Source organism: Blastococcus sp. TBT05-19, assembly GCF_003319095.1.
Lineage (GTDB): Bacteria > Actinomycetota > Actinomycetes > Mycobacteriales > Geodermatophilaceae > Blastococcus.
This window is the reverse complement of the sequence record NZ_QOHI01000002.1, coordinates 369972-390638: the sequence shown is the minus strand read 5'-3', so window position 1 is coordinate 390638 and position 20667 is coordinate 369972. Positions and strand designations below refer to the sequence as shown.

Below are 20667 nucleotides of genomic sequence, written 5' to 3'. Positions count from 1 at the left end.
CCTCGGACGGGGAGGGGCCCTGCGGCGTCCTGGGGGCCGATCAGGCGCTGGCGGCGGACAACCGCTGCGCGGCCGCGGTCGCGGCGGTGACGAGCTCCTCGTCCGGTGCCAGGCCGCACTGCTCCAGCCAGGTGGCCAGCATCCGGTGACCGCCCTCGGTCAGCACAGACTCCGGGTGGAACTGGACCCCCTCGATCGGCAGCTCCCGGTGGCGCAGCGCCATCACCAGGCCCGACGGGGTGTGCCCGGTGACCTCGAGCTCGTCGGGCACGGTCGTGGGGTCGACGGCCAGCGAGTGGTACCGGGTCGCGGTGAACGGGGACGGCAGCCCGGCCAGCACCCCGCGCTCGTCGTGGAGCACCTGGCTGGTCTTCCCGTGCAGCAGCTCCGGCGCGCGGACCACCACGGCGCCGAAGGCCTCGGCGATCGCCTGGTGCCCGAGGCAGACCCCGAGCACGGGGGTGCCCTGCTCGGCCGCGGCCCGCACCATCGGCACGGTGACGCCGGCGTCGGCGGGCGCGCCGGGCCCGGGGGAGAGCAGCACCCCGGCCACGTCGAGGTCGGCCAGCTCGTCGACGGTCACGGCGTCGTTGCGCCGCACCACGCAGCGCACGCCCAGCTGACCCAGGTACTGGACCAGGTTGTAGACGAAGCTGTCGAAGTTGTCGACGACGAGGACCGGTCGGTCGGCCGTGCTCATCGCGCTTCCTCCTCGTCGGTCCGCGCCGCGAGGCCGCCGGTCAGCCGGCGGACGCGTACTGCAGGGTGAGGCCGCCATCGTAGGCGGGCACGGTCACCTGGGGCCGGTCCCGTACCTCGAACGTGAGGCCGAACGCCTCCGCGGCCTGGCGGAGCACGCCGATCTGCGGCGACGAGGACAGCGCGCTGCGGACCGCCGAGGCGTCCACGACGGCCGAGACGACGAACGGCGGCGAGTACGTGCGCCCCTGCAGCAGCAGCGTGTTCCCGACGCAGCGGACGGCGCTGGTGGAGATGAGCCGCTGGTCCATGACCGCGACCCCCTCGGCGCCGGCGGCCCACACCGCGTTCACCACCGCCTGGACGTCGCTCTGGTGGATGACGACGTCGTCCGGCCGGGCGCCGTTGGGGAGCTTGCCGTCCGAGCGGGGCGGGGCGTCGTCCAGGGTGATGACGACACCGGTGCCCGAGACCGGCGTCAGGCCCGCGTCCGGGGCGCCGGACGCCCCCTGCGCGGTGGCCTCCGCGACGACGCCGTTGCGGCTCGCGGCCTCGTCGGTGAGCTCCTGCACCTGCCGCTGGAGGGCGGTCAGCTGGGCCGCCTGGCGGGCGACGGCGGAGTCGCGCTCCCGGATGAGCTCCGAGAGCTGGGTGATCTCCCCCGCGCGGAGATCGGTGCCCTGCGCCGTGCGCCCGGAGGTCGCGAACAGCAGCCCCGCCGCCAGGGCCACGACGGGCACCAGGGCGCCCCAGGCCGAGGGACGGCGACGCAGCAGCGACGGGCTCACGGGCACCTCCTGGCCGACGACGGGGGGCTCGCTCGGGTGAGGGAGCGCCGTCCGCGTTGCCGGGAAGTTTAGGCTGGTGCCCGAAGCGGTCCGGGGAAGACGAACCCCGCCCCCGGGAGGGAGTACGCGTTGCCCAAGTCCAAGGTGCGCAAGAAGTCGGTGTACACCCCGCCGGAGGAGACGCTCCGCGGGCGCGGTGCCCAGGCCAAGGCGCTCCAGCCGAGCCCCCGCTGGTACGCGCCGGTGATGGTCGCGCTCATGCTGTTCGGCCTGCTGTGGATCGTCGTCTACTACGTGGCGGGCGACCGCATCCCGTTCATGGTGTCCCTGGGCGCCTGGAACTTCGCGATCGGCTTCGGCGTGATGGTCGCCGGGCTGATCATGTCGATGCGCTGGCGCTGAGCGCCCGCCCGCACCTGCCGTCGAGGCCCTCGTCCCCGCTGGGGACGGGGGCCTCGTCCGTTCCCCCTGGTCGGCGTCGGCGCTGTGGACGCTGTGCACAAGGCGGTCGGCGTCGTCCACAGGTCGACATGGCGCTCCGCCCCCAGGGTTGTCCACCGAGTGTGGAGGGGCGATGACCGGTGGAACCGCTCTGACCTGCGGTTTCGCCCCGCGTGGGACACGTGTGACAAGACGTCCAGCCGCGTAACTACAGCCGTGTGAGTCTGTCCCCAGCTGTGTACCCAGCTGTGGACGAGTCGACTTGTCCGTCCCACCGGGTCGCTGACCGCCTCCGCGCACTACCCCTCTGACCTGCGCATACACCCCATCCGCCGGGGTGTGGACGGACCCGTCCGGTCCCGTGCGGACCGGTCGTCCCCGGGGACGCCGACAGCCCCCGGCCGGAGGGGCCGGGGGCTGTCGGTGCGGAGGAGGACCGGGGCTCAGGCGTCCAGGAGCTCCAGCACGGTGGCGTTGGCCATGCCGCCGCCCTCGCACATCGTCTGCAGCCCGTAGCGGGTGCCGGTGGCCTGCATCTGGTGGACCAGCGTCGTCATGATGCGCGCGCCCGAGCCGCCCAGCGGGTGGCCGAGCGCGATCGCCCCGCCGACCGGGTTGAGCCGGCTCGCGTCGGCGCCGAGGTCGGCCAGCCAGGCCATGGGCACCGGGGCGAAGGCCTCGTTCACCTCGAAGATGCCGATGTCGTCGACCGATAGCCCCGAGCGGGCGAGGACCTTCTGGGTGGCCGGGATCGGCGCGGTGAGCATGATGATCGGGTCGTCGCCGGCCATGACCGTGGTGTGGATGCGCACCAGCGGCCGCAGGCCCAGCTCGCGGGCCTTCTCGCTGGTGGTCACCAGCAGGGCGGCCGAGCCGTCGGAGATCTGGCTGGCGTTGCCGGCGCTGATGACGCCGTCCTCCTTGAACGGGGTCTTGAGCGAGCCGAGCTTCTCCAGCGTCCCGCCGGCCCGGATGCCCTCGTCGGCGCGGATCACGGTGCCGTCGTCGAGGGTGACCGGGGCGATCTCCTCGTCGAAGGCGCCGTCGGCCTGGGCCTTGGCCGCCTTCTCGTGCGAGGCGAGGCTGAACTCGTCGAGCTGGGTGCGGGACAGGCCCCACCGCTCGGCGATCATCTCCGCGCCGATGCCCTGGTTGGGGTTGACGCCGTCGTAGCGCTCCATGAACCGCGGGCCCAGCGGCTTGCCGGCCGCGCCGTCGCCGCGGGCGGCGCCCATGGGCACCCGGCTCATCGACTCGACACCGCCGGCGACGACGACGTCGGCCTGCCCGCTGATCACCGTGGCAGCCGCGAAGGCGACCGCCTGCTGGGAGGAGCCGCACTGCCGGTCGATCGTGGTGCCGGGGACCGACTCGGGCCAGCCGGCGGCGAGCGCGGCGTTGCGGCCGATGTTGAACGTCTGCTCGCCGACCTGGCTCACGCAGCCCCAGAACACGTCCTCGACCACGGCCGGGTCGATGCCGGACCGCTCGGCCAGCGCGTTCAGCACGTGCGCGGAGAGGTCGACGGCGTGGACGCCGGAGAGCCCTCCTCCGCGCTTGCCCACCGGTGTACGCACGGCGGCACAGATGACGGCATCACGCATGGACCCACTCCTCGTCGACGTCCCGGGGTGGCCGGTCGGTCACGCCCGCTCGCGATCGTATGTGCCGGGGACCACTGGCAGGCTGGGGGTCGTGCGGTGGTCTCCCCCGGTCGTGCTGCCCGTCGTCCTCGCCCTCGGCGGGCTGCTGCTGGGCGCGGTCGCGGCGCTGCTCGACGAGGCGGGAAGGGTCCTGGTCGGGGCTGCCGCACTGCTGCTGGTGGCGCTGGCCGTGCGCGACGCGGTGCTGCGGCCGCGGCTCACGGCGGCCGCGGACGGGCTCGAGGTCGCCACGCTCACCGGCCGGCGCGTGCTCCCGTGGGGGCTGCTGCGGGTGCGCGTGCGGTCGACCCGGCGGTGGGGCACGACGGTGCGCACCCTCGAGCTGGACACCGCGGCCGGGCCCGACGACGACGGCGTGCTCGTCGTCCTCGGCCGCTGGGACCTCGGCGCCGACCCGGAGGACGTCGCGCGGGCGCTGGAGACCCAGGGCGGGGCCGGCTAGAGACCCAGCACCGTGACGGTCGGCGCGGTGAGCGCGACGGCCACCAGCAGCAGCGCCAGCGCCGCCAGGAGCGTCGCCTGGACGGCCGGACGGCGGCGGGTGAGCACCAGCACCCCGGCGGCGACCACCCCGGCGACCAGGCCGCCGAGGTGCCCGAGCAGGGAGATGCCGGGCAGGAAGCTGATGAACACGTTGATCGCGAGCAGGGCCAGCAGCCCGCGGAGGTCCTGCCGGCGGGACAGCAGCAGGACGCCGAGCCCACCCAGCAGGCCGTAGATGGCCGTGGAGGCGCCCGCGACCGGCACCCGGGGGTCGCCGAACAGCTGGATGGCGACGGCCCCGCCCAGCGCGGAGACCAGGTAGAGCGCGAGGAAGCGGACCCGGCCGAGCGCGTTCTCCAGCTCGGAGCCGAGGAACAGCAGCGCGAGCATGTTCATGGCCAGGTGGACCGGGCCGATGTGCAGGAACGCGGCGGTCAGGACGCGCCACCACTCGCCGAACACCGAGACGCCGTACGGCCACTGGGACAGCGCGTCGAAGACGGGGGAGTCGAAGTTGGACAGCGGCGAGTTCCCCGCGACCGCGGCCGACACTGCGGTGACGACGAACATCGCGACGTTGACCGCAACGAGGGTCACGCTGACCGGACCCCACCGGCGGGTCGCCCTGGTCCAGGAGCTCTGCTGCCGGGGCGCGCGGATGGAGGCGCTGCCCTCCCGGACGCACTCCGGGCACTGGAAGCCCACGGAGGCCGGGATCATGCACTCCGGGCAGATCGGACGCCCGCAGCGCGTGCAGGAGATGCCCGTCGGCCGGTCCGGGTGCCGGTAGCAGCTGGGCGGCGGGGGTACCGGCTGCTCGCCGGTGCCCCCGCCCACGGGACCGGTGCTCAGCTGCGCTGCACCTCGACGGACTCGATCACGACGTCCTCGACCGGGCGGTCGCCCCGGCCGGTCTTCACCGCGGCGATGCGGTCGACGACGTCGCGACCGGCCTGGTCGGAGACCTCGCCGAAGATGGTGTGCTTGCCCGTGAGCCAGGTCGTCGGCGCGACGGTGATGAAGAACTGCGAGCCGTTCGTGCCCGGGCCGGCGTTGGCCATGGCGAGCAGGTAGGGCTTGGTGAAGGCCAGGTCGGGGTGGATCTCGTCGCCGAACTGGTAGCCCGGGCCGCCGATGCCCTGACCGAGCGGGTCGCCGCCCTGGATCATGAAGCCGGAGATGATCCGGTGGAAGATCGTGCCGTCGTAGAGCTTGTCGGTGGTCTTCTCGCGGGTCTGCGGGTGGGTCCACTCGCGAGCGCCCTCGGCCAGGTCGGCGAAGTTGGCGACCGTCTTCGGGGCGTGGTCGGGGAACAGGTCCACGGTGATGTCGCCGTGGTTGGTGTGCAGGACCGCGCGGCGGGCGGGAGTCGATTCAGTCACGCCTCCACTCTCCCACCGCCGCCGCGGCCGTGACGCCGCACCCCGTCCGCGCTGCTCCACGTGGAACATCGGGCGGCCTGGGCTACCGCTCACCGGCGGGCGGCCCTACCCTGCGCGCCCATGTTCCTGAGCGAGGCGCCCGAGTCCCCCGAGACCCGTCGGCTGTACGACGACGACCGGCGCGAGATGGGTTTCGTCATGAACGGTTCGCGCCTCTGGGCGCACGGAGCGGCGCTGCACGACGGGCTCTTCGCGCTGCTGCGCCGGGCGGCGGAGGCGGCCGGGCTGACGGTGCGCGAGCGCGGCGTCCTGGTCATCGCGTGCGCATCCACCCTGGGCGACAGCTACTGCGCCCTGGCCTGGGGGACGAAGCTCGGCCGGGAGGCCGACGGGGAGCTGGCGGCCGCGGTGCTGTCGGGCACCGACCGCGGGCTGGACACTCAGGAGCGGGCGCTGGCCCGCTGGGGGCGCCTGGTGGCGGCGGATCCGAACGGCACCGAGGCCGGGGACGTGCAGGCGTTGCGGGACAGCGGCTTCGACGACGCGCAGGTGCTGGCGATCACCGCGTACGCGGCGCTGCGGCTGGCGTTCAGCTCGGTCAACGACGCGCTGGGCGTGCGGCCGGAGGCGCAGCTGGTGGCCGGCGCGCCGCAACCGGTGCGCGAGGTGGTCACCTGGGGGCGCGCCCCGGAGGGGATCTGAGGGTGGAGACGAGGGGAATCGAACCCCTAACCCCCGCCTTGCAAAGGCGGTGCTCTGCCAATTGAGCTACGTCCCCGAGCGGCCCTGTCGGGCCGGTGGCTCAGCGGGTGGGCGTGCTGACGGCCCCCGGCCCGCTCGTGGCCTCGTGCCAGAGGTCCGCTTCGCCCTTGCCGGCGGAGCGCCTGCGGGCCGCGGCGAGAGCCCCGGCCGCGATGGCGGCGAGCGCCAGCTTCTTCAGCACGTGGAGAACCTCCTCGAGCGCTTCGTCCGCCGTGGGACGGCGACCGGAGGAGCCGCGGAGTCGTGGGACTCCGGGCACACGGGTGGGCCTGGGAGGACTTGAACCTCCGGCCTCATCCTTATCAGGGATGCGCTCTAACCGCCTGAGCTACAGGCCCGTGAACCTCCGAAAGCTTACCTGGCCCCCCAACCACACCTGACAGGGGGTGGCTGGGGCCCGTCCGTCAGTCGCGCTCGGAGAGCGTGACCTCGAGGCCGCCGACCAGGTCGGAGCAGAGGTTGTAGATGTAGGTGCCCACGGTGCACAGCGCGGTCAGCAGGACCACGTTGATGGCGCCGATGATCGCCGCCCCACCGAACACCACGCCCGGAGTGAGCACCTCGCTGCTGCCACCGGACTCCGAGCCGCTGCCGAGCTGCCCGACCAGACCGTTGATGGTGTCGAAGACGCCCAGGCCGTTGAGCACCAGGTACAGCAGGCCGACGGCCACCATCCAGATGAAGAACAGGGCGATCGACAGCACCAGGGAGATCTTCAGCGCCGACCAGGTGTCGATGTGGCGCAGCTGCAGGCGGGCCCGCCGGGGTCCGCGGCCGACCGACTTGCCGGCGGAACGGGAGGGCGGAGCCGAGGCGACCGCACCGGGCGCGGTGACCGGGCCGGTGGGGCCCGGGACGGACGGGGCGGGCGCGGACGGGGCGTGCGCACCGGCGCCGACCGCCGGGCCCTCGCCGGTCAGCGGCTGCGGCACGACGGGGACCGCGCCGGTGGCGGGGCCGACCGCGCGCTGGGCGCCGGTGGTCGGGATCGCCTGCGTCGAGGAGGCCGAGGGCTGACCCTCGGGGCCCGCCGCGGCCGGCCCGGTCTCGGCCCGGGAGTCGGTGCGCACCGAACCCTGCGTCCGGTCGCTCATGCCAGTCTCCCGTTCCGCAGCGGCCATACCGCTCCCTCAGTGCTCGGTCCCGCGGCGGCCGGAGCCGCCGCGGGACACGTCGCGTGCGTGACTACCTGCTCACACTAGGCCGCGGGCTCGTCGTTGTCCGTCGTACGGGCGATCGCCACGATCGACACGTCCTCAGGCAAGTTCATGAGCTTGACACCCATGGTGGCGCGGTCCTTGTTGTGCCGCACGCCGTTGACCGGCGTCCGGATGACGCCACCACCGGAGGTGATGGCGTACAGCTCGTCGCCCAGGGTCACCGCCAGCGCGCCGACGAGGGCACCCTTGCGGGCCTTGGGGTCGGCGGTGAGCACGCCCTTGCCGCCCCGGCCCTGGTTCGGGTAGTTCTCGATGCCGGTGCGCTTGGCGAAACCGCGCTCGGTGGCCACGAGGACGTCGACGCCCTCCTCGACCACCATCATCGACAGCAGCGAGTCGTCGTCGGCGAGCGAGATGCCGCGCACGCCCTCGGTCGCCCGGCCCATCGGCCGCAGCGCGGCGTCGTCGGCCTTGAACCGGATCGACATCGCCTTGCGGGTGACCAGGAGCAGGTCCTTGTCCGGGTCGATGAGGGCCGCGCCCACGAGCTCGTCGCCGTCGCGCAGGTTGATGGCGATGACGCCACCCTGACGCGGGCTGTCGAAGTCGGTCAGGCGGGTCTTCTTCACCTGCCCCCTCGAGGTCGCCAGGACCAGGTACGGCGCCACGCCGTAGTCCTTGATCTGCATGACCTGGGCGATCTTCTCGTCCGGCTGGAACGCGAGGATGTTGGCCACGTGCTGCCCGCGGGCGGTGCGGTTGGCCTCGGGGAGCTCGTAGGCCTTGGCGCGGTACACCCGGCCCTTGTTCGTGAAGAAGAGGATCCAGTCGTGGGTGGAGCCCACGAAGAAGTGGTCGACGATGTCGTCCTGCTTCAGCTGGGCGCCCATCACGCCCTTGCCGCCGCGGCGCTGCGACCGGTAGAGGTCGCTCTTCGTCCGCTTGGCGTACCCGGTGCGGGTGATGGTGACGACGACCTCCTCCTCCGCGATGAGGTCCTCCATCGAGACGTCGCCCTCGTTGGCGACGAACTGCGAGCGCCGGTCGTCGCCGTACTTGTCGACGATCTCCTGGAGCTCGTCGCGGACGATCTGCCGCTGCCGCTCGGGGGAGTCGAGGATCGCCTGCAGGTCGGCGATGCGGGCCTCGATCTCGGCCAGCTCGTCCATGATGCGCTGGCGCTCGAGGGCGGCCAGCCGGCGCAGCTGCAGGTCCAGGATGGCCACGGCCTGGATCTCGTCGACGTCGAGGAGCTCCATGAGGCCGGTGCGCGCCGCCTCGGCCGACTCGCTGGCCCGGATGAGCGCGATGACGTCGTCGAGGTGGTCGAGCGCCTTGGCGTAGCCGCGCAGGATGTGCGCGCGCTCCTCGGCCTTGCGCAGGCGGTAGCGCGTGCGCCGCTGGATGACCTCGATCTGGTGGTTGACCCAGTTGCGCACCAGCTCGTCCAGCCGCAGCGTGCGGGGCACGCCGTCGACGATGGAGAGCATGTTGCAGCCGAAGGAGGTCTGCAGCTGGGTGTGCTTGTAGAGGTTGTTCAGCACGACCTTGGCGACGGCGTCGCGGCGCAGCGTGATGACCAGCCGGCGACCGACGCGGTCGGAGGACTCGTCGGCGATCTCGCTGATCCCCTGGAGCCGGCCCTCCTTGACCAGCTCGGCGATGTTCTCGGCGAGGTTGTCCGGGTTGACCTGGTAGGGCAGCTCGGTGACGACCAGCTGCACCCGGCCCCGGGCGTCCTCCTCGACCGTGACGACCGCGCGCATCTTCACCGAGCCGCGACCGGTGCGGTACGCGTCCTCGATGCCCTCGCGGCCGACGATCAGGCCGTAGGTGGGGAAGTCCGGGCCCTTGACCCGCTCCATGCATGCGGTGAGGGCCTCCTCGGCCTCCGCGTCGGGGTTGTCGAGGATCCAGTACGCCGCCTCGGCGACCTCGCGGAGGTTGTGCGGGGGCATGTTGGTGGCCATGCCGACCGCGATGCCGGCCGAGCCGTTGATCAGCAGGTTGGGGATCCGCGCCGGCAGGACGACCGGCTCCTGCGTGCGGCCGTCGTAGTTGCCCTGGAAGTCGACGGTCTCCTCGTCGATGCCGGCCAGCATCTCCATGGCCAGCGGGGTCAGGCGGCACTCGGTGTAGCGCATGGCGGCGGCCGGGTCGTTGCCCGGGGAGCCGAAGTTGCCCTGCCCGTCGATGAGCGGGTAGCGCATCGACCACGGCTGGGCCAGCCGCACGAGGGCGTCGTAGATCGCCGAGTCGCCGTGGGGGTGGTAGTTACCCATGACCTCGGCGACCGGGCGGGCGCACTTGACGTAGCCGCGGTCGGGGCGGAAGCCCTGGTCGTACATCGCGAACAGGACCCGGCGGTGCACCGGCTTCAGTCCGTCGCGGACCTCGGGGAGGGCCCGGCCGACGATGACCGACATCGCGTAGTCGATGTAGCTGCGCTGCATCTCCTGCTGGAGGTCGACCGCTTCGACGCGGTCGCGGAAGGGGGTTTCCGTCACGGTTCAGATCTCCACAGGTCGGTGCACAGAGGTGGACAAAGTCGCTGGTCAACCGGGCCGTCGGGCAGCGGTCGGGAGATGTTCACCGACCCGCCGCCCGACGGCGCCGGGTCAGACGTCGAGGAAGCGGACGTCCTTGGCGTTGCGGGTGATGAAGCTGCGGCGGGCCTCGACGTCCTCGCCCATGAGGATGCTGAAGATCTCGTCGGCGGCGGCCGCGTCCTCCAGGGTGACCTGGCGGAGGATGCGGGTCTCGGGGTTCATCGTGGTCTCCCACAGCTCGCTGGCGTTCATCTCGCCGAGCCCCTTGAACCGCTGGATCATCTCGTCCTTGATCTTGCGACCACCCTCGGCGCCGGCCTTGACGACGGCGTCGCGCTCCTTGTCGCTGTAGGCGTACTCGTCGCCGACCTTCCCGCCCCACTTGATCTTGTAGAGCGGCGGCTTGGCCAGGTAGACGTACTGCCCCTCGACCAGCGGCCGCATGAAGCGGAACAGCAGCGTGAGCAGCAGCGTGCTGATGTGCTGGCCGTCGACGTCGGCGTCCGCCATCAGGACGATCTTGTGGTAGCGGAGCTTGGTGATGTCGAACTCGTCGTGGATGCCCGTGCCGAAGGCGGTGATCATCGACTGGACCTCGGTGTTCTTGAGGACCCGGTCGATGCGCGCCTTCTCGACGTTGATGATCTTGCCTCGGATGGGCAGGATCGCCTGGTACATCGAGTCGCGGCCGGACTTGGCCGAGCCACCGGCGGAGTCGCCCTCGACGATGTAGACCTCGGAGTTGCGCGGGTCGGTCGAGCGGCAGTCGGCGAGCTTGCCGGGGAGGCCGCTGACCGTGAGCAGGCTCTTGCGGGCCAGCTTGCGGGCGTCCTGCGCGGCACGACGGGCGCGGGCGGCCGAGGCGGCCTTGGTGATGATGGTCTTGGCCTCGGTCGGGTTCGACTCGAACCAGTGCCCGATCTGCTCGTTGCAGATCTTCTGGACGAAGCCCTTGACCTCGGTGTTGCCCAGCTTGGTCTTGGTCTGGCCCTCGAACTGCGGGTCGCCCAGCTTCACCGAGATGATCGCCGCGAGACCCTCGCGGATGTCGTCGCCGGTGAGCTTCTCGTCCTTCTCCTTGAGCAGCTTCTTCTCGACGGCGTACCGGTTGACGATCGAGGTGAGCGCCGCGCGGAAGCCCTCCTCGTGCGTGCCGCCCTCGTGGGTGTTGATGACGTTGGCGAAGGTGTGGACCGACTCCGAGTAGGCGTCGGACCACTGCATCGCGATGTCCACCGACATGGCCATGTCGTTCTTGCCGGTGCCCTCGGCGGAGAAGCCGATGACGGACTTGTGGATCGCCGTCCGGCGGCGGTTGATGTGGGTGACGTAGTCGACCAGGCCGCCGTCGTAGCGGTAGGTGACCTCGGTGGGCTCGAACGCCTCGTCCTCGGCGTCGGTGGGGACGGCGGCCTCGGCGAGCGAGTCCTCGCCCACGCCGGTCTCGGCCTTGGCGTGACCGGGGCGCTCGTCGCGCAGCACCATCGTCAGCCCGGCGTTGAGGAAGGCCATCTCCTGGAGCCGGCGGTTGATCGTGTCGAACGAGTAGGTCGTCGTCTCGAAGATGCCGCCGTCGGCCCAGAAGGTGATCTGGCTGCCGCGCTTGTCGGTCGGGCCGACCTCCTCCAGCGGACCGGGCTTGGCCTCGGTGTAGGACTGGCGCCACTCCTTGCCGCGGGTCCAGATGTTGACGTCGAGCCGGGTGGACAGGGCGTTGACGACGGTGACGCCGACGCCGTGCAGACCGCCGGAGACGCCGTAGCTCTTGCCGTCGAACTTCCCGCCCGCGTGCAGGACGGTCATGATCACCTCGACGGTGGGCCGCTTCTCCACGGGGTGCATGTCCACCGGGATGCCACGGCCGTTGTCCTCGACCCGCACCCCGCCGTCGGCCAGCAGGGTGACCTTGACCGTGTCGCAGTACCCGGCCAGCGCCTCGTCGACGGCGTTGTCCACGACCTCCCACACCATGTGGTGCAGGCCGCGCTCACCGGTCGAGCCGATGTACATGCCGGGGCGCTTCCGGACCGCCTCGAGACCCTCGAGGACGGTGATGGAACTGCCCGAGTAGTCGGACTCGGTCTGGGGTGCTGCGACCACGTGGGGCCTTCCTCTCGAGCAACCGGCGACCTCTCGCCCCCGACGCGGGACAGGGGGCGGATCGGCGCAGAAGCGCGCTGAGCCGGTTGCTGACGGTTTCCGTCGTCCACGATACCGCGAGGTCTGACAGGAATGGCGCCGCGCACGCCCTGACGTCGTGTCTGCGCCTCTCCCGACACCTCCGCCACCATGGATGTTGCCTCCCGGGTCGACACGCCGTCCTCGGCCCCGTGACGGCTCCTGGCGCCGGGCAGCCACCGGCGGGGAGCCGCAGACTCGGGCCATGGCCGCCCCGGACCCGTCCCCAGCCCCCTCCCCGGAGCAGCCGCCGGGCGCCCCGCTCACCTGCCTCGTCACCGGTGCCACCGGCTACGTCGGCGGCCGCCTCGTGCCCGAGCTGCTCGCCGCCGGCCACCGCGTCCGGGTCTTGACGCGGTCCCCGGAGCGGCTCCGGGACCACCCGTGGGCCGGCGACGTCGAGATCGCCCGGGCCGACGCCGGTGACCTGGAGGCCGTCGCCGCCGCCTGCGCCGGTGCCGACGTCGTCTACTACCTGATCCACGCCCTCGGCACCGGGCCGTCGTTCGAGGAGACCGACCGGCGCACGGCGGGAGTGATGGCCCAGGCGGCGCGCGCGGCCGGCGTGGGCCGCCTGGTCTACCTCGGCGGGCTGGAGCCCGAGGACGAGGAGCTGTCGCCGCACCTGCGGTCCCGCGCGGAGGTGGCCGCGATCCTGCTGGGTTCCGGCGTCCCGACCGTGGTGCTGCGCGCCGCCGTCGTGCTCGGCTCGGGCTCGGCGTCCTTCGAGATGCTGCGCCACCTCACCGAGCGGCTGCCGGTCATGGTCACGCCGCGCTGGGTGCACAGCCGGATCCAGCCGATCGCCATCCGCGACGTGCTGCGGTACCTGGTGGGCTGCGCCCGGCTGCCCGCGGACGTGCACCGCTGCTTCGACATCGGCGGGCCGGACCGGATGAGCTACGCCGAGATGATGCAGCGGTACGCGGCGGTGGCCGCCCTGCCTCGGCGGCGGATCCTGCCGGTGCCGCTGTTCAGCCCGTCGCTGTCCAGCCACTGGGTCGGCCTGATCACGCCGGTGCCCGCCGGCATCGCCCGGCCGCTGGTCGAGTCGCTGCGCAACACGGTCGTCTGCTCCGAGCACGACATCGCCGAGCACGTGCCGGATCCCCCGGAGGGGCTGCTCGGCTTCGACGAGGCGGTCCGGCTGGCCGTCCAGCGGGTCAACGACTCCGCCGTCACCACCCGCTGGGCCTCGGCCTCGGTGCCCGGCGCCCCCTCCGACCCGCTGCCCACCGACCCCGACTGGGCCGGCGGCAGCCTCTACGTCGACGAGCGGGTGCGCGCCTCGACGGCGTCGGCCGACCGGCTGTTCCGGGTCGTCGAGGGGATCGGCGGGAACCGCGGGTGGTACTCCTGGCCGCTGGCCTGGCGGGTGCGCGGCTGGCTGGACCGCGCGGTCGGCGGTGTGGGCCTCCGGCGCGGACGGCGCGATCCGGACCGGCTCTACGTCGGTGACGCGCTGGACTTCTGGCGGGTCGAGGAGCGCGAGGAGGGCCGGCTGCTGCGGCTGCGTGCGGAGATGCGGGTGCCGGGGCGTGCCTGGCTGGAGTTCCACGTGGAACACGGGCCGTCGGGCGGGACCTCGCTGCGCCAGCGCGCCACCTTCGCCCCGCACGGGCTGTCCGGGCACGCGTACTGGTGGGCCGTCGCGCCCTTCCACGGGGTGGTCTTCGGCGGGATGCTCCGCGGCATCGTCCGGGCGGCCGAGGAGCCCGGCTGACCCGCCGTGCTAGACGAGGAGCTGGGCGGTGGCGAGCTCCCGGTAGAGCGGGCTGGAGCCGACCAGCTCGTCGTGCGAGCCGCGGGCCACGACCTGCCCGCCGTCGAGGACGACGATCTCGTCGCTGTCCCGCACGGTGGACAGCCGGTGGGCGACGACCAGCAGCGCCCGGTCGGCCGACGCCGCGGCGAGGGTGTCCCGCAGCAGCCCTTCGTTGCGGGCGTCCAGGCTGGCGGTCGGCTCGTCGAGCAGCAGCAGCTCCGGGCGGGCGAGCAGGGACCGGGCGATGGCGAGCCGCTGCCGCTCCCCGCCGGAGAGCAGCACGCCGTCGTCGCCCACCGGGACGTCGAGCCCGCGGGGCGAGCGCTGCACCAGCGCGGTGAGCCCGACGTCGGCCAGGACCGCCCACAGCTCCGCGTCGCTGCTGCCGGGCGCGGCGAGCAGCAGGTTCTCCCGGATGGTCCCGGCCAGCACCGGCGCCTCCTGCTCGACGTAGCCCAGCCGGGACCGCAGCGCCGCGCGCGGCAGGTCGCGGACGTCGGTCCCCGCCCACCGGATCGCCCCGCCCGACAGCGGGTAGAAGCCCTCGATCAGCGCGAGCACGGTGGACTTCCCGGCGCCGGACGGCCCGACGAGCGCCACCCGGCTGCCGGCCCGGATGGAGAGGGACACCCCGCGCAGCACCGGCGTCCCGTCCGGATAGCCGAACGAGACGTCGTCCAGCTCGAGCAGCGGTGCCGCGTCCCCGGACGACGGACTGCGGGGGACGACGACGGCACTGCCGCGCTCGGGGCGGTCGTCCCGCTCGGGGGTCAGCGCGAGGATCTCCTGGATGCGGGCGAGCGCGCCCAGGCCGCTCTGCACCTCGGTCCAGGCGTGCACGAACCGGCCCAGCGGCATGACCAGCAGGAACAGGTAGAGGATGAACGCCACCAGGTCCGCGACGCCGATCGAGCCCGCCGCCACCCGGTAACCGCCGAGGCCGAGCACGGCCAGGAAGGCGCCCTGCACGGCGATGGAGCTGGCCGGTGAGACCAGCGCCTGCAGCCGGGCGACCTGCACCCCGGCGGCGTAGGAGCGGCCGGCGGTGTCCCAGACCGCGTCGACCTCGCGCGCCGTCGCCCCGCTGGCCCGGATGGTCCGCACGGCCGACAGCGCCCGTTCCAGTGCCGCGGTCATCGCGCCGACCGCCTCCTGCGCTTGCCGCGACAGCCGGCGGATGCCGCGGGAGACGCTGATCGCCACGGCCATCCCGGTACCGACCGCGAGCACGGTCACCAGCAGGAGCCAGCCGTCGACCAGGGCCATCGCGACCATGGCGCCGACGGCGATGACGACGGAGCCCGCGATCTCGACGATCCCCGAGGTGACGGTGGCGCGCAGCAGCGTCGTGTCCGCGCCGACCCGCGACATGAGGTCACCGGTCCGCCGCCGGTCGTACTCCGCGACGGGCAGCCGCAGCAGCCGGTCGGCCAGCGTGCGCCGGGTGGTCAGCACCACGCCCTCGCCGGTGCGCTGGAGGACGAACTGCTGGGCCGCGCCTAGGACGGCGCCCACGACGAGCACCACGACGAGGGCACCGACGGCGGCGAGCACCGAGCGCCCGGCGCCGACCGCCTCGATCACCCGCGCGACCAGCGCCGGCTGCGCCAGCGCGGCCGCGGCGCCGACGAGGGACAGGCCGGCGGCGAGCGCGAGCGCCCGCCGGTGCGGCCGGAGCAGGGGCAGCAGGTCCCGCACCCGGGCGGCGGGCGCCGGCGCCTCGTCGCTCAGCGCGGGCCGGTCAGTGCGGGCCACTTCCCAGCACCCCGACGACCGCCGTCAGCAACCGGGCGTGGTGCTCGAGCAGCTGCGGCCGGTGCCCGTCGGGCCGGACGGCCGCGACGTGACCCGCGCCGGACCAGAACTCGTCACCGTCGTCGGTGCCCAGCAGCAGCGCGTGCACCGCCGGGTCCTGCGCCAGCCGGTGCAGCCGCGGGTCGTCGGCGCCGGCCAGCAGCAGCCAGCGGGCGTCGAAGGCGGGGTCGCCGCCGGCCAGCGGGACCAGTCCACCGGTGCGGTGCCGCCAGAACCGGGCCGGGCTCAGGCGGAAGGGCGGGACGTCGCCGAGCACCGGCGCCGCGGTGACCGCGTACTCCGGGACGACGTAGCGCCCCGAGGCGAAGACGACGTCGAAGGCCACCAGCTCCAGCCCCCCGGCGCGGCCGCGCAGCACGTTGCCCGCCCGGTGGTCCTTGGTGGCCCGCACCGGGGAGGTCGCGATGACGTCGGCCAGGACGGCGTCCTCCGGGGCGGTGCCGTCGGTGACGGTCCAGCCCTGCTGGAGCGCCCAGCCCTGCGCTCCGACGAGGTCGCCCTGGTAGGCGAAGACCTGGTCGGCCGCGCCGCGGGACCGGCTGCCCTGCCGCCGGTCCGGACGCACGACGGCCTCGGGCGGGGGTCCGGGGACCGGCGGCTCCTGCGGCAGCGGCTCCGAGGGCGCCGGCTTCGAGGGCGTCGGCTTCGCGAGCGACGGGGGCGGCGGATCGGCCGGCGGCGGGACCGGGCGCTGCGGCTCGGCGGCCGGCAGGTCCCAGCCGGGCGGCTGCCACGTGGGGCGGCTCAGCGAGTCCGCGTCGTCCCGGGGGGTGCGCCGGCGTTCGGCGAAGTTGGGCCGGTCCACGTCGTCGCCGGGGTCGGCCGGACCCCCGGGGCCCAGGTGCGGCGGCTCCCGCCAGCCGCTGCCGTCGTCGGGCCCGCCGAAGCCGTCGCGGTCGTCGGGGTCTCGTGGACTGCTCATCGCTGCATCGTCCTCCCGGCACCGACCTGCTGCGTCGGGTGCCTCATCCGTAGGTGTCGCGGGGCCCCCGGCCGCGCACGGAGCGCGGGCCCTTCTTCCAGCTGGGGGCCGTCGGACCGACAACGCGCAGCCGCGTCACGACGTCCCCGCCGACCTGCGCGCGCAGCTTTCCCAGGATCGTGGGGGCCAGCAAGCGCAGCTGGGTGGCCCAGGCCGTGGACTCCGCGACCACCAGCAGCTCACCCTCGGTCAGGGTCTCGGGCCGGCAGTGCGAGGCGATGTCCGGCCCCACGATCGCGTCCCAGCGGCCGAACACCGAGCCGACCCTGGTGTGCGAGGACCAGTCCTGCTGGCTGACCAGCGAGTCCACCAGCCGGCCGAAGGGCTGGGGGTCGTCGGCACCGGGCCCCGGGCCGCTCCACGACCGCCGCGGGCCGGCGATCCGCCGCCGGGTCGGCTTGGGGCGCGCGGCCGAGGCCGCGCGGGCCGCTTCGAGCGCGGCGCGGGCGATGTCGCTGGGCCGGGCGGGCCGGTCGTCGCTCACGGGCTGCCTCCGTCGGTGGCCGGGACCGCATCCTTCACGACGACGGCGTAGCCGTCCCCCACCTCGACCCGCGCGCCGCGCAGTTCGGGCGGGACGTCGTCGACCACCGCCGCGGTGATCAGCGTCTGCTCCGCGGAGCGGGCCACGGCCGCCAGCGCCGCCCGGCGTTCGGCGTCGAGCGTGGCGAAGACGTCGTCCAGGACCAGGACGGGGTCCTCGCCCTCGGCCCGCAGCAGGGCGAAGGTCGCGAGCTTGAGCGCCAGGGCCAGCGACCAGGACTCGCCGTGGCTGGCGAACCCCTTGGCCGGCGCCGGGCCCAGGTGGAGGACCAGGTCGTCGCGGTGCGGGCCGACCAGGGTCATCCCGCGGTCCAGCTCGTCGCCGCGCCGCTCGGCGACCCGGGCGGCCATCGCCGCGGTCAGCTCCTCGACCGTGGGCAGCTCCGCGCCGGGGACCAGGGCCGTGCCGTTCCCGGCGAGCGGCACGGTCGAGCTGTAGCCGAGGCCGGCGACCGCGGCGCCCGCCCCGGCGACGCCGGCATAGGACTCCGCCACGTGCGGCGCCAGGTCGGCGATCAGCCGGAGCCGGGCCGACAGCAGCTGCCCACCGAGGTCGGTGAGGTGGCCGTCCCAGACGTCGAGGGTCTCCATGGCCTTGCCCCGGGCCATGCGCGCGGTCTTGAGCAGGGCGTTGCGCTGCTTGAGCACCCGCTCGTAGTCGCTGCGGACGCCGGCCAGGCGCGGCGTGCGCGTCGCCAGCAGCTCGTCGAGGAACCGCCGGCGCTCCGTGGGGTCGCCGCGCACCAGCGAGAGGTCCTCGGGCGCGAACAGCACCGTGCGCACCAGCCCGAGCACCTCGCGCGGGCGGGGGAGCGCGGCCCGGTTGACCCGCACCCGGTTGGCCCTGCCCGGGTTGATCTCGATCTCCACGAGCAGCTCGCGGTCACCCCGACGCAACGCGGCACGCACCACGGCCTGGCCCGCGCCGTGGCGGACCAGCGGCGCGTCGCCGGAGACCCGGTGGCTGCTCATGGTCGCCAGGTACCCGACCGCCTCGACGAGGTTGGTCTTGCCCTCGCCGTTGCGCCCGACGAACACCGTCGGCCCCGGTTGCAGCGCGAGGTCCACCCGTTCCCAGCTGCGGAAGTCCCCGACCTGCAGGTGCCTCACGTACACGGAGGTGAGGTGCTGGAACGGCCGCCCTTCAGGGTCCCGCGCCGAGCTTGCGAGGCGTGGGGGGAAGGGTGGTCCTTCTTCATGCGGGCTTCTCGGCCTCCTGCGCCTGCACCGCGCGGATCGCGTGCCCGCCGAATTGGTTGCGCAGCGCGGCCACGGCCTTCATGGTCGGGGAGTCGTCCTGCCGCGAGGAGAACCGCGCGAACAGCGACGCGGCGATCGTCGGCATGGGGACGGCGTTCTCGATCGCCTGCTCCACGGTCCAGCGGCCCTCGCCGGAGTCCTCGGCGTAGCCCTTGACCTTGTCCAGCGCCGGGTCCTCGTCCAGGGCGCGGACCAGCAGGTCCAGCAGCCAGGAGCGGATGACGGTGCCCTGGGTCCAGGAGCGGACGACGCCGGGCACGTCCTCGATCAGGTCGACCGCGGCCAGCAGCTCGTAGCCCTCGCCGTAGGCCTGCATCATCGCGTACTCGATGCCGTTGTGGACCATCTTGCTGAAGTGGCCGGCGCCCACCGGGCCGGCGTGCACGAAGCCCGCGGCGGGGAGCTCCTGGCCGGACTCGTCCACCGGCGCCGGGGGCTTGAGCGCGTCGAAGATCGGCTGGACCTTGGCGACGTCGTCCGGCGCACCGCCGACCATCAGGGCGTAGCCGTTCTCCAGACCCCAGACGCCGCCGGAGACGCCGGCGTCGACGTAGCCGATGCCCTTCTCCCGGCACAGGACGTCGTGCACCTGGTCGTCGGTGTACTTCGAGTTGCCGCCGTCGACGATCACGTCGCCGGGGTCGAGCAGGCCGGCGAGCTCCTCGACGGTCTGCCGGGTCGGGTCGCCCGCGGGGACCATCACCCAGACGACGCGGGGCGCCGACAGCGCCTGGACCAGTTCCTGCAGCGACTCGACGTCCCGCTTTCCGGGCGCGCGGTCGTAACCGACCACCTCGTGACCGGCGCGACGCACGCGCTCGGCCATGTTGCCGCCCATCTTGCCCAGCCCGATCAGCCCCAGCTGCACGGTCATCCCCATCTCGTCGCGACGTCGTCGCTCGCCATCGTGCCCGCCCGCGGGAGCCCGCGCAGCGCGTTCAGCCCGGCAACCGCACCGGCATGATCAGGTACCGGTAGCTGCCGGGACGCTCCGCGGGTGCCGACGGTGCGTCGTCCGCCGGCGGTTCGTCCACCCCGGAGAGCACGGCCGGCTTGAGCGGGCTGGTGAAGTCCATCCGCGCGCGCCCGGTGTGCACCGCCGCGAGGCCGTCGAGCAGGAACGTCGGGTTGAAGCCGATGGTCAGCGGGTCGCCGTCGAAGTCGACGTCGCAGCGCTCCTCGGCCTGGCCCTCGTCGTCGGTGCCGCCGGCGCGCAGGGTGACCTGGCCCGGGGTGAACTCGCAGCGCAACGGCGTCCCGCGCTCGGCAACCAGGGCCACGCGCTTGGCTGCGGCGGTGAAGAGCTCCACCGGCAGCGTGGCGTGGGAGAGCGACTCGCTCGGCATGATCGCGCGGTACTTCACGAACTCGGCGTCGAGCAGCCGGGTCGTCGTCTGCCGGTCCTTGCCCGACAGGCCCAGGATGCCCTCGCCGGAGCTGCCCGAGGACAGGGACAGCGTGATCTCCGGTCCGCTGGTCAGCGTCTTGGCGGCGTCGGCCAGCGTGCGCGCCGGGACCAGGACCGCGGCGGACAGGCCGGAGGTCTCCGGTCGCCAGGCGAACTCGCGGACGGCGAGGCGGTAGCGGTCGGTCGCCGCCAGGGTGATCAGGTCGTCCTCGATCTCCAGGCGCACGCCGGTGAGCATGGGGAGGGTGTCGTCGCGGCCGGCGGCGATGGCGACCTGGGCCACGGCCTCGGCGAAGACGTCGCTGTCGACGAGACCGGCCGCCGAGGGCATGGACGGCAGCGACGGGTAGTCGTCGACGGGCAGCGTGGGCAGGCTGAACCGCGCGTTGCCGCAGGTGATCGCCAGCCGTGGGCCCTCGGCGGTGATGTCGACGGGGTGCGGCGGGAGCGCCCGGGTGATCTCGGCCAGCAGCCGGCCGGGGACGAGCACCCGCCCGCTCTCACTGGTCTGGACGTCGATCTCGGCCCGTGCCGACACCTCGTAGTCGAAGCCGGAGACCGACAGCAGCGTCCCGTCGACCTCGAGCAGGATGCCGGCCAGCACGGGCACCGACGGCCGCGGCGGCAGGCTGCGCGCCGTCCAGGCCACGGCGTCGGCGAGCACCTCACGTGCCACCCGGAACTTCATCTCTCGACCCACCCATGTTCGGTCCGCCTCCCGGGCGCCGGATCACGGCGGCCGGTGCGGGCGGAGCTCGTCCTCAGTCGTCGCACCGGGCGCGGAGCCG

The 20667-nt window shown here is 73.5% G+C and carries 19 protein-coding genes and 2 tRNA genes; 4 read left to right on the top strand and 17 right to left on the bottom strand.

All coding sequences use genetic code 11. From position 1 onward, the window contains the following. Positions 1–40: 40 nt before the first annotated feature. Positions 41–700 carry an aminodeoxychorismate/anthranilate synthase component II gene (locus DQ244_RS08435; protein WP_113811013.1) on the bottom strand — a complete coding sequence of 220 codons (660 nt, stop codon included), beginning with the start codon at positions 698–700 and terminating at the stop codon, positions 41–43. Between the two features lie 40 nt (positions 701–740). Beyond that, positions 741–1487 carry a DUF881 domain-containing protein gene (locus tag DQ244_RS08430; RefSeq protein ID WP_113811012.1) on the bottom strand — a complete coding sequence of 249 codons (747 nt, stop codon included), beginning with the start codon at positions 1485–1487 and terminating at the stop codon, positions 741–743. A gap of 129 nt (positions 1488–1616) precedes the next feature. Between DQ244_RS08430 and crgA the strand changes: the two genes are divergently transcribed. Beyond that, on the top strand, positions 1617–1889 hold the full coding sequence (crgA, locus tag DQ244_RS08425) for a cell division protein CrgA (RefSeq protein ID WP_113811011.1): 273 nt from the start codon (positions 1617–1619) through the stop codon (positions 1887–1889). A gap of 482 nt (positions 1890–2371) precedes the next feature. On the opposite strand, the gene DQ244_RS08420 is transcribed toward crgA, so the two are convergent. Next, positions 2372–3532 (bottom strand): thiolase family protein, encoded by a 1161-nt coding sequence (locus DQ244_RS08420; RefSeq protein WP_113811010.1) that lies wholly within the window; start codon positions 3530–3532, stop codon positions 2372–2374. A 91-nt stretch (positions 3533–3623) separates the two neighbouring features. On the opposite strand from DQ244_RS08420, the gene DQ244_RS08415 reads away from it, so the two are divergent. Continuing rightward, positions 3624–4034, top strand: coding sequence for a PH domain-containing protein (locus DQ244_RS08415; protein ID WP_113811009.1), 411 nt, complete (start codon positions 3624–3626; stop codon positions 4032–4034). Here the strand turns inward: DQ244_RS08415 and DQ244_RS08410 are convergent. Both DQ244_RS08410 and DQ244_RS08405 read right to left on the bottom strand, forming a co-directional pair. Beyond that, entirely contained in the window at positions 4031–4795 is a 765-nt protein-coding gene (locus DQ244_RS08410) for a rhomboid family intramembrane serine protease (RefSeq protein ID WP_113811140.1), read from the bottom strand. The genes DQ244_RS08415 and DQ244_RS08410 overlap by 4 nt on opposite strands. 128 nt (positions 4796–4923) lie before the next feature. Continuing rightward, on the bottom strand, positions 4924–5457 hold the full coding sequence (locus DQ244_RS08405; RefSeq protein ID WP_113811008.1) for a peptidylprolyl isomerase: 534 nt from the start codon (positions 5455–5457) through the stop codon (positions 4924–4926). 120 nt (positions 5458–5577) lie between these two features. Between DQ244_RS08405 and DQ244_RS08400 the strand changes: the two genes are divergently transcribed. Then, positions 5578–6159, top strand: a complete 582-nt coding sequence (locus DQ244_RS08400) for a carboxymuconolactone decarboxylase family protein (protein ID WP_113811007.1) — start codon at positions 5578–5580, stop codon at positions 6157–6159. A 3-nt stretch (positions 6160–6162) separates the two neighbouring features. Here the strand turns inward: DQ244_RS08400 and DQ244_RS08395 are convergent. The 6 genes from DQ244_RS08395 to gyrB form a co-directional block, all read right to left on the bottom strand. Beyond that, a tRNA-Ala gene (locus tag DQ244_RS08395) sits at positions 6163–6235 on the bottom strand. A gap of 24 nt (positions 6236–6259) precedes the next feature. Beyond that, on the bottom strand, positions 6260–6400 hold the full coding sequence (locus DQ244_RS19610; RefSeq protein WP_199580294.1) for a DLW-39 family protein: 141 nt from the start codon (positions 6398–6400) through the stop codon (positions 6260–6262). An 83-nt stretch (positions 6401–6483) separates the two neighbouring features. After that, positions 6484–6557 (bottom strand) — tRNA-Ile (locus DQ244_RS08390). Positions 6558–6623: 66 nt separating this feature from the next. Continuing rightward, positions 6624–7313 carry a DUF3566 domain-containing protein gene (locus DQ244_RS08385; RefSeq protein ID WP_113811006.1) on the bottom strand — a complete coding sequence of 230 codons (690 nt, stop codon included), beginning with the start codon at positions 7311–7313 and terminating at the stop codon, positions 6624–6626. A 104-nt stretch (positions 7314–7417) separates the two neighbouring features. Beyond that, entirely contained in the window at positions 7418–9886 is a 2469-nt protein-coding gene (gyrA, locus tag DQ244_RS08380) for a DNA gyrase subunit A (protein ID WP_113811005.1), read from the bottom strand. Between the two features lie 111 nt (positions 9887–9997). Beyond that, complete coding sequence (gyrB, locus tag DQ244_RS08375) at positions 9998–12028, bottom strand: DNA topoisomerase (ATP-hydrolyzing) subunit B (RefSeq protein ID WP_113811004.1); 2031 nt, start codon at positions 12026–12028, stop codon at positions 9998–10000. A 283-nt stretch (positions 12029–12311) separates the two neighbouring features. Here gyrB and DQ244_RS08370 point away from each other — a divergent pair, with 283 nt between their 5' ends. Continuing rightward, a complete protein-coding gene (locus tag DQ244_RS08370) occupies positions 12312–13829 on the top strand; it encodes an SDR family oxidoreductase (RefSeq protein ID WP_113811003.1) in 1518 nt (505 codons plus the stop codon). Positions 13830–13838: 9 nt separating this feature from the next. Here DQ244_RS08370 and DQ244_RS08365 read toward each other — a convergent pair whose 3' ends face one another. The 6 genes from DQ244_RS08365 to dnaN all read right to left on the bottom strand — a co-directional run bounded on the left by DQ244_RS08365 (position 13839) and on the right by dnaN (position 20555). Then, positions 13839–15626 carry an ABC transporter ATP-binding protein gene (locus DQ244_RS08365; RefSeq protein ID WP_233491264.1) on the bottom strand — a complete coding sequence of 596 codons (1788 nt, stop codon included), beginning with the start codon at positions 15624–15626 and terminating at the stop codon, positions 13839–13841. Next, positions 15613–16608: a hypothetical protein gene (locus DQ244_RS08360; RefSeq protein ID WP_113811002.1), complete on the bottom strand. Its 996-nt coding sequence runs from the start codon at positions 16606–16608 to the stop codon at positions 15613–15615. The genes DQ244_RS08365 and DQ244_RS08360 overlap by 14 nt, the downstream gene beginning before the upstream one ends. A 43-nt stretch (positions 16609–16651) precedes the next feature. After that, a complete protein-coding gene (locus DQ244_RS08355) occupies positions 16652–17152 on the bottom strand; it encodes a DUF721 domain-containing protein (protein WP_113811001.1) in 501 nt (166 codons plus the stop codon). Then, positions 17149–18321, bottom strand: a complete 1173-nt coding sequence (gene recF, locus DQ244_RS08350; RefSeq protein ID WP_233491263.1) for a DNA replication/repair protein RecF — start codon at positions 18319–18321, stop codon at positions 17149–17151. Before recF ends, DQ244_RS08355 begins: the two co-directional genes overlap by 4 nt. 85 nt (positions 18322–18406) lie before the next feature. Continuing rightward, positions 18407–19345, bottom strand: a complete 939-nt coding sequence (gene gnd, locus DQ244_RS08345) for a phosphogluconate dehydrogenase (NAD(+)-dependent, decarboxylating) (protein ID WP_233491262.1) — start codon at positions 19343–19345, stop codon at positions 18407–18409. Between the two features lie 64 nt (positions 19346–19409). Continuing rightward, complete coding sequence (gene dnaN / locus DQ244_RS08340; protein ID WP_233491261.1) at positions 19410–20555, bottom strand: DNA polymerase III subunit beta; 1146 nt, start codon at positions 20553–20555, stop codon at positions 19410–19412. Positions 20556–20667 lie beyond the last annotated feature (112 nt).

What these genes read in the sequence shown, in the direction of transcription:
- DQ244_RS08370 (WP_113811003.1), top strand. Translation starts at nt 12,312, where the DNA reads ATGGCCGCCCCGGACCCGTCCCCAGCCCCCTCCCCGGAGCAGCCGCCG.
- DQ244_RS08410 (WP_113811140.1), bottom strand. Translation starts at nt 4,795, where the DNA reads ATGATCCCGGCCTCCGTGGGCTTCCAGTGCCCGGAGTGCGTCCGGGAG.
- DQ244_RS08420 (WP_113811010.1), bottom strand. Translation starts at nt 3,532, where the DNA reads ATGCGTGATGCCGTCATCTGTGCCGCCGTGCGTACACCGGTGGGCAAG.
- gnd (WP_233491262.1), bottom strand. Translation starts at nt 19,345, where the DNA reads ATGACCGTGCAGCTGGGGCTGATCGGGCTGGGCAAGATGGGCGGCAAC.
- DQ244_RS08385 (WP_113811006.1), bottom strand. Translation starts at nt 7,313, where the DNA reads ATGAGCGACCGGACGCAGGGTTCGGTGCGCACCGACTCCCGGGCCGAG.
- DQ244_RS08435 (WP_113811013.1), bottom strand. Translation starts at nt 700, where the DNA reads ATGAGCACGGCCGACCGACCGGTCCTCGTCGTCGACAACTTCGACAGC.
- DQ244_RS08400 (WP_113811007.1), top strand. Translation starts at nt 5,578, where the DNA reads ATGTTCCTGAGCGAGGCGCCCGAGTCCCCCGAGACCCGTCGGCTGTAC.
- DQ244_RS08360 (WP_113811002.1), bottom strand. Translation starts at nt 16,608, where the DNA reads ATGAGCAGTCCACGAGACCCCGACGACCGCGACGGCTTCGGCGGGCCC.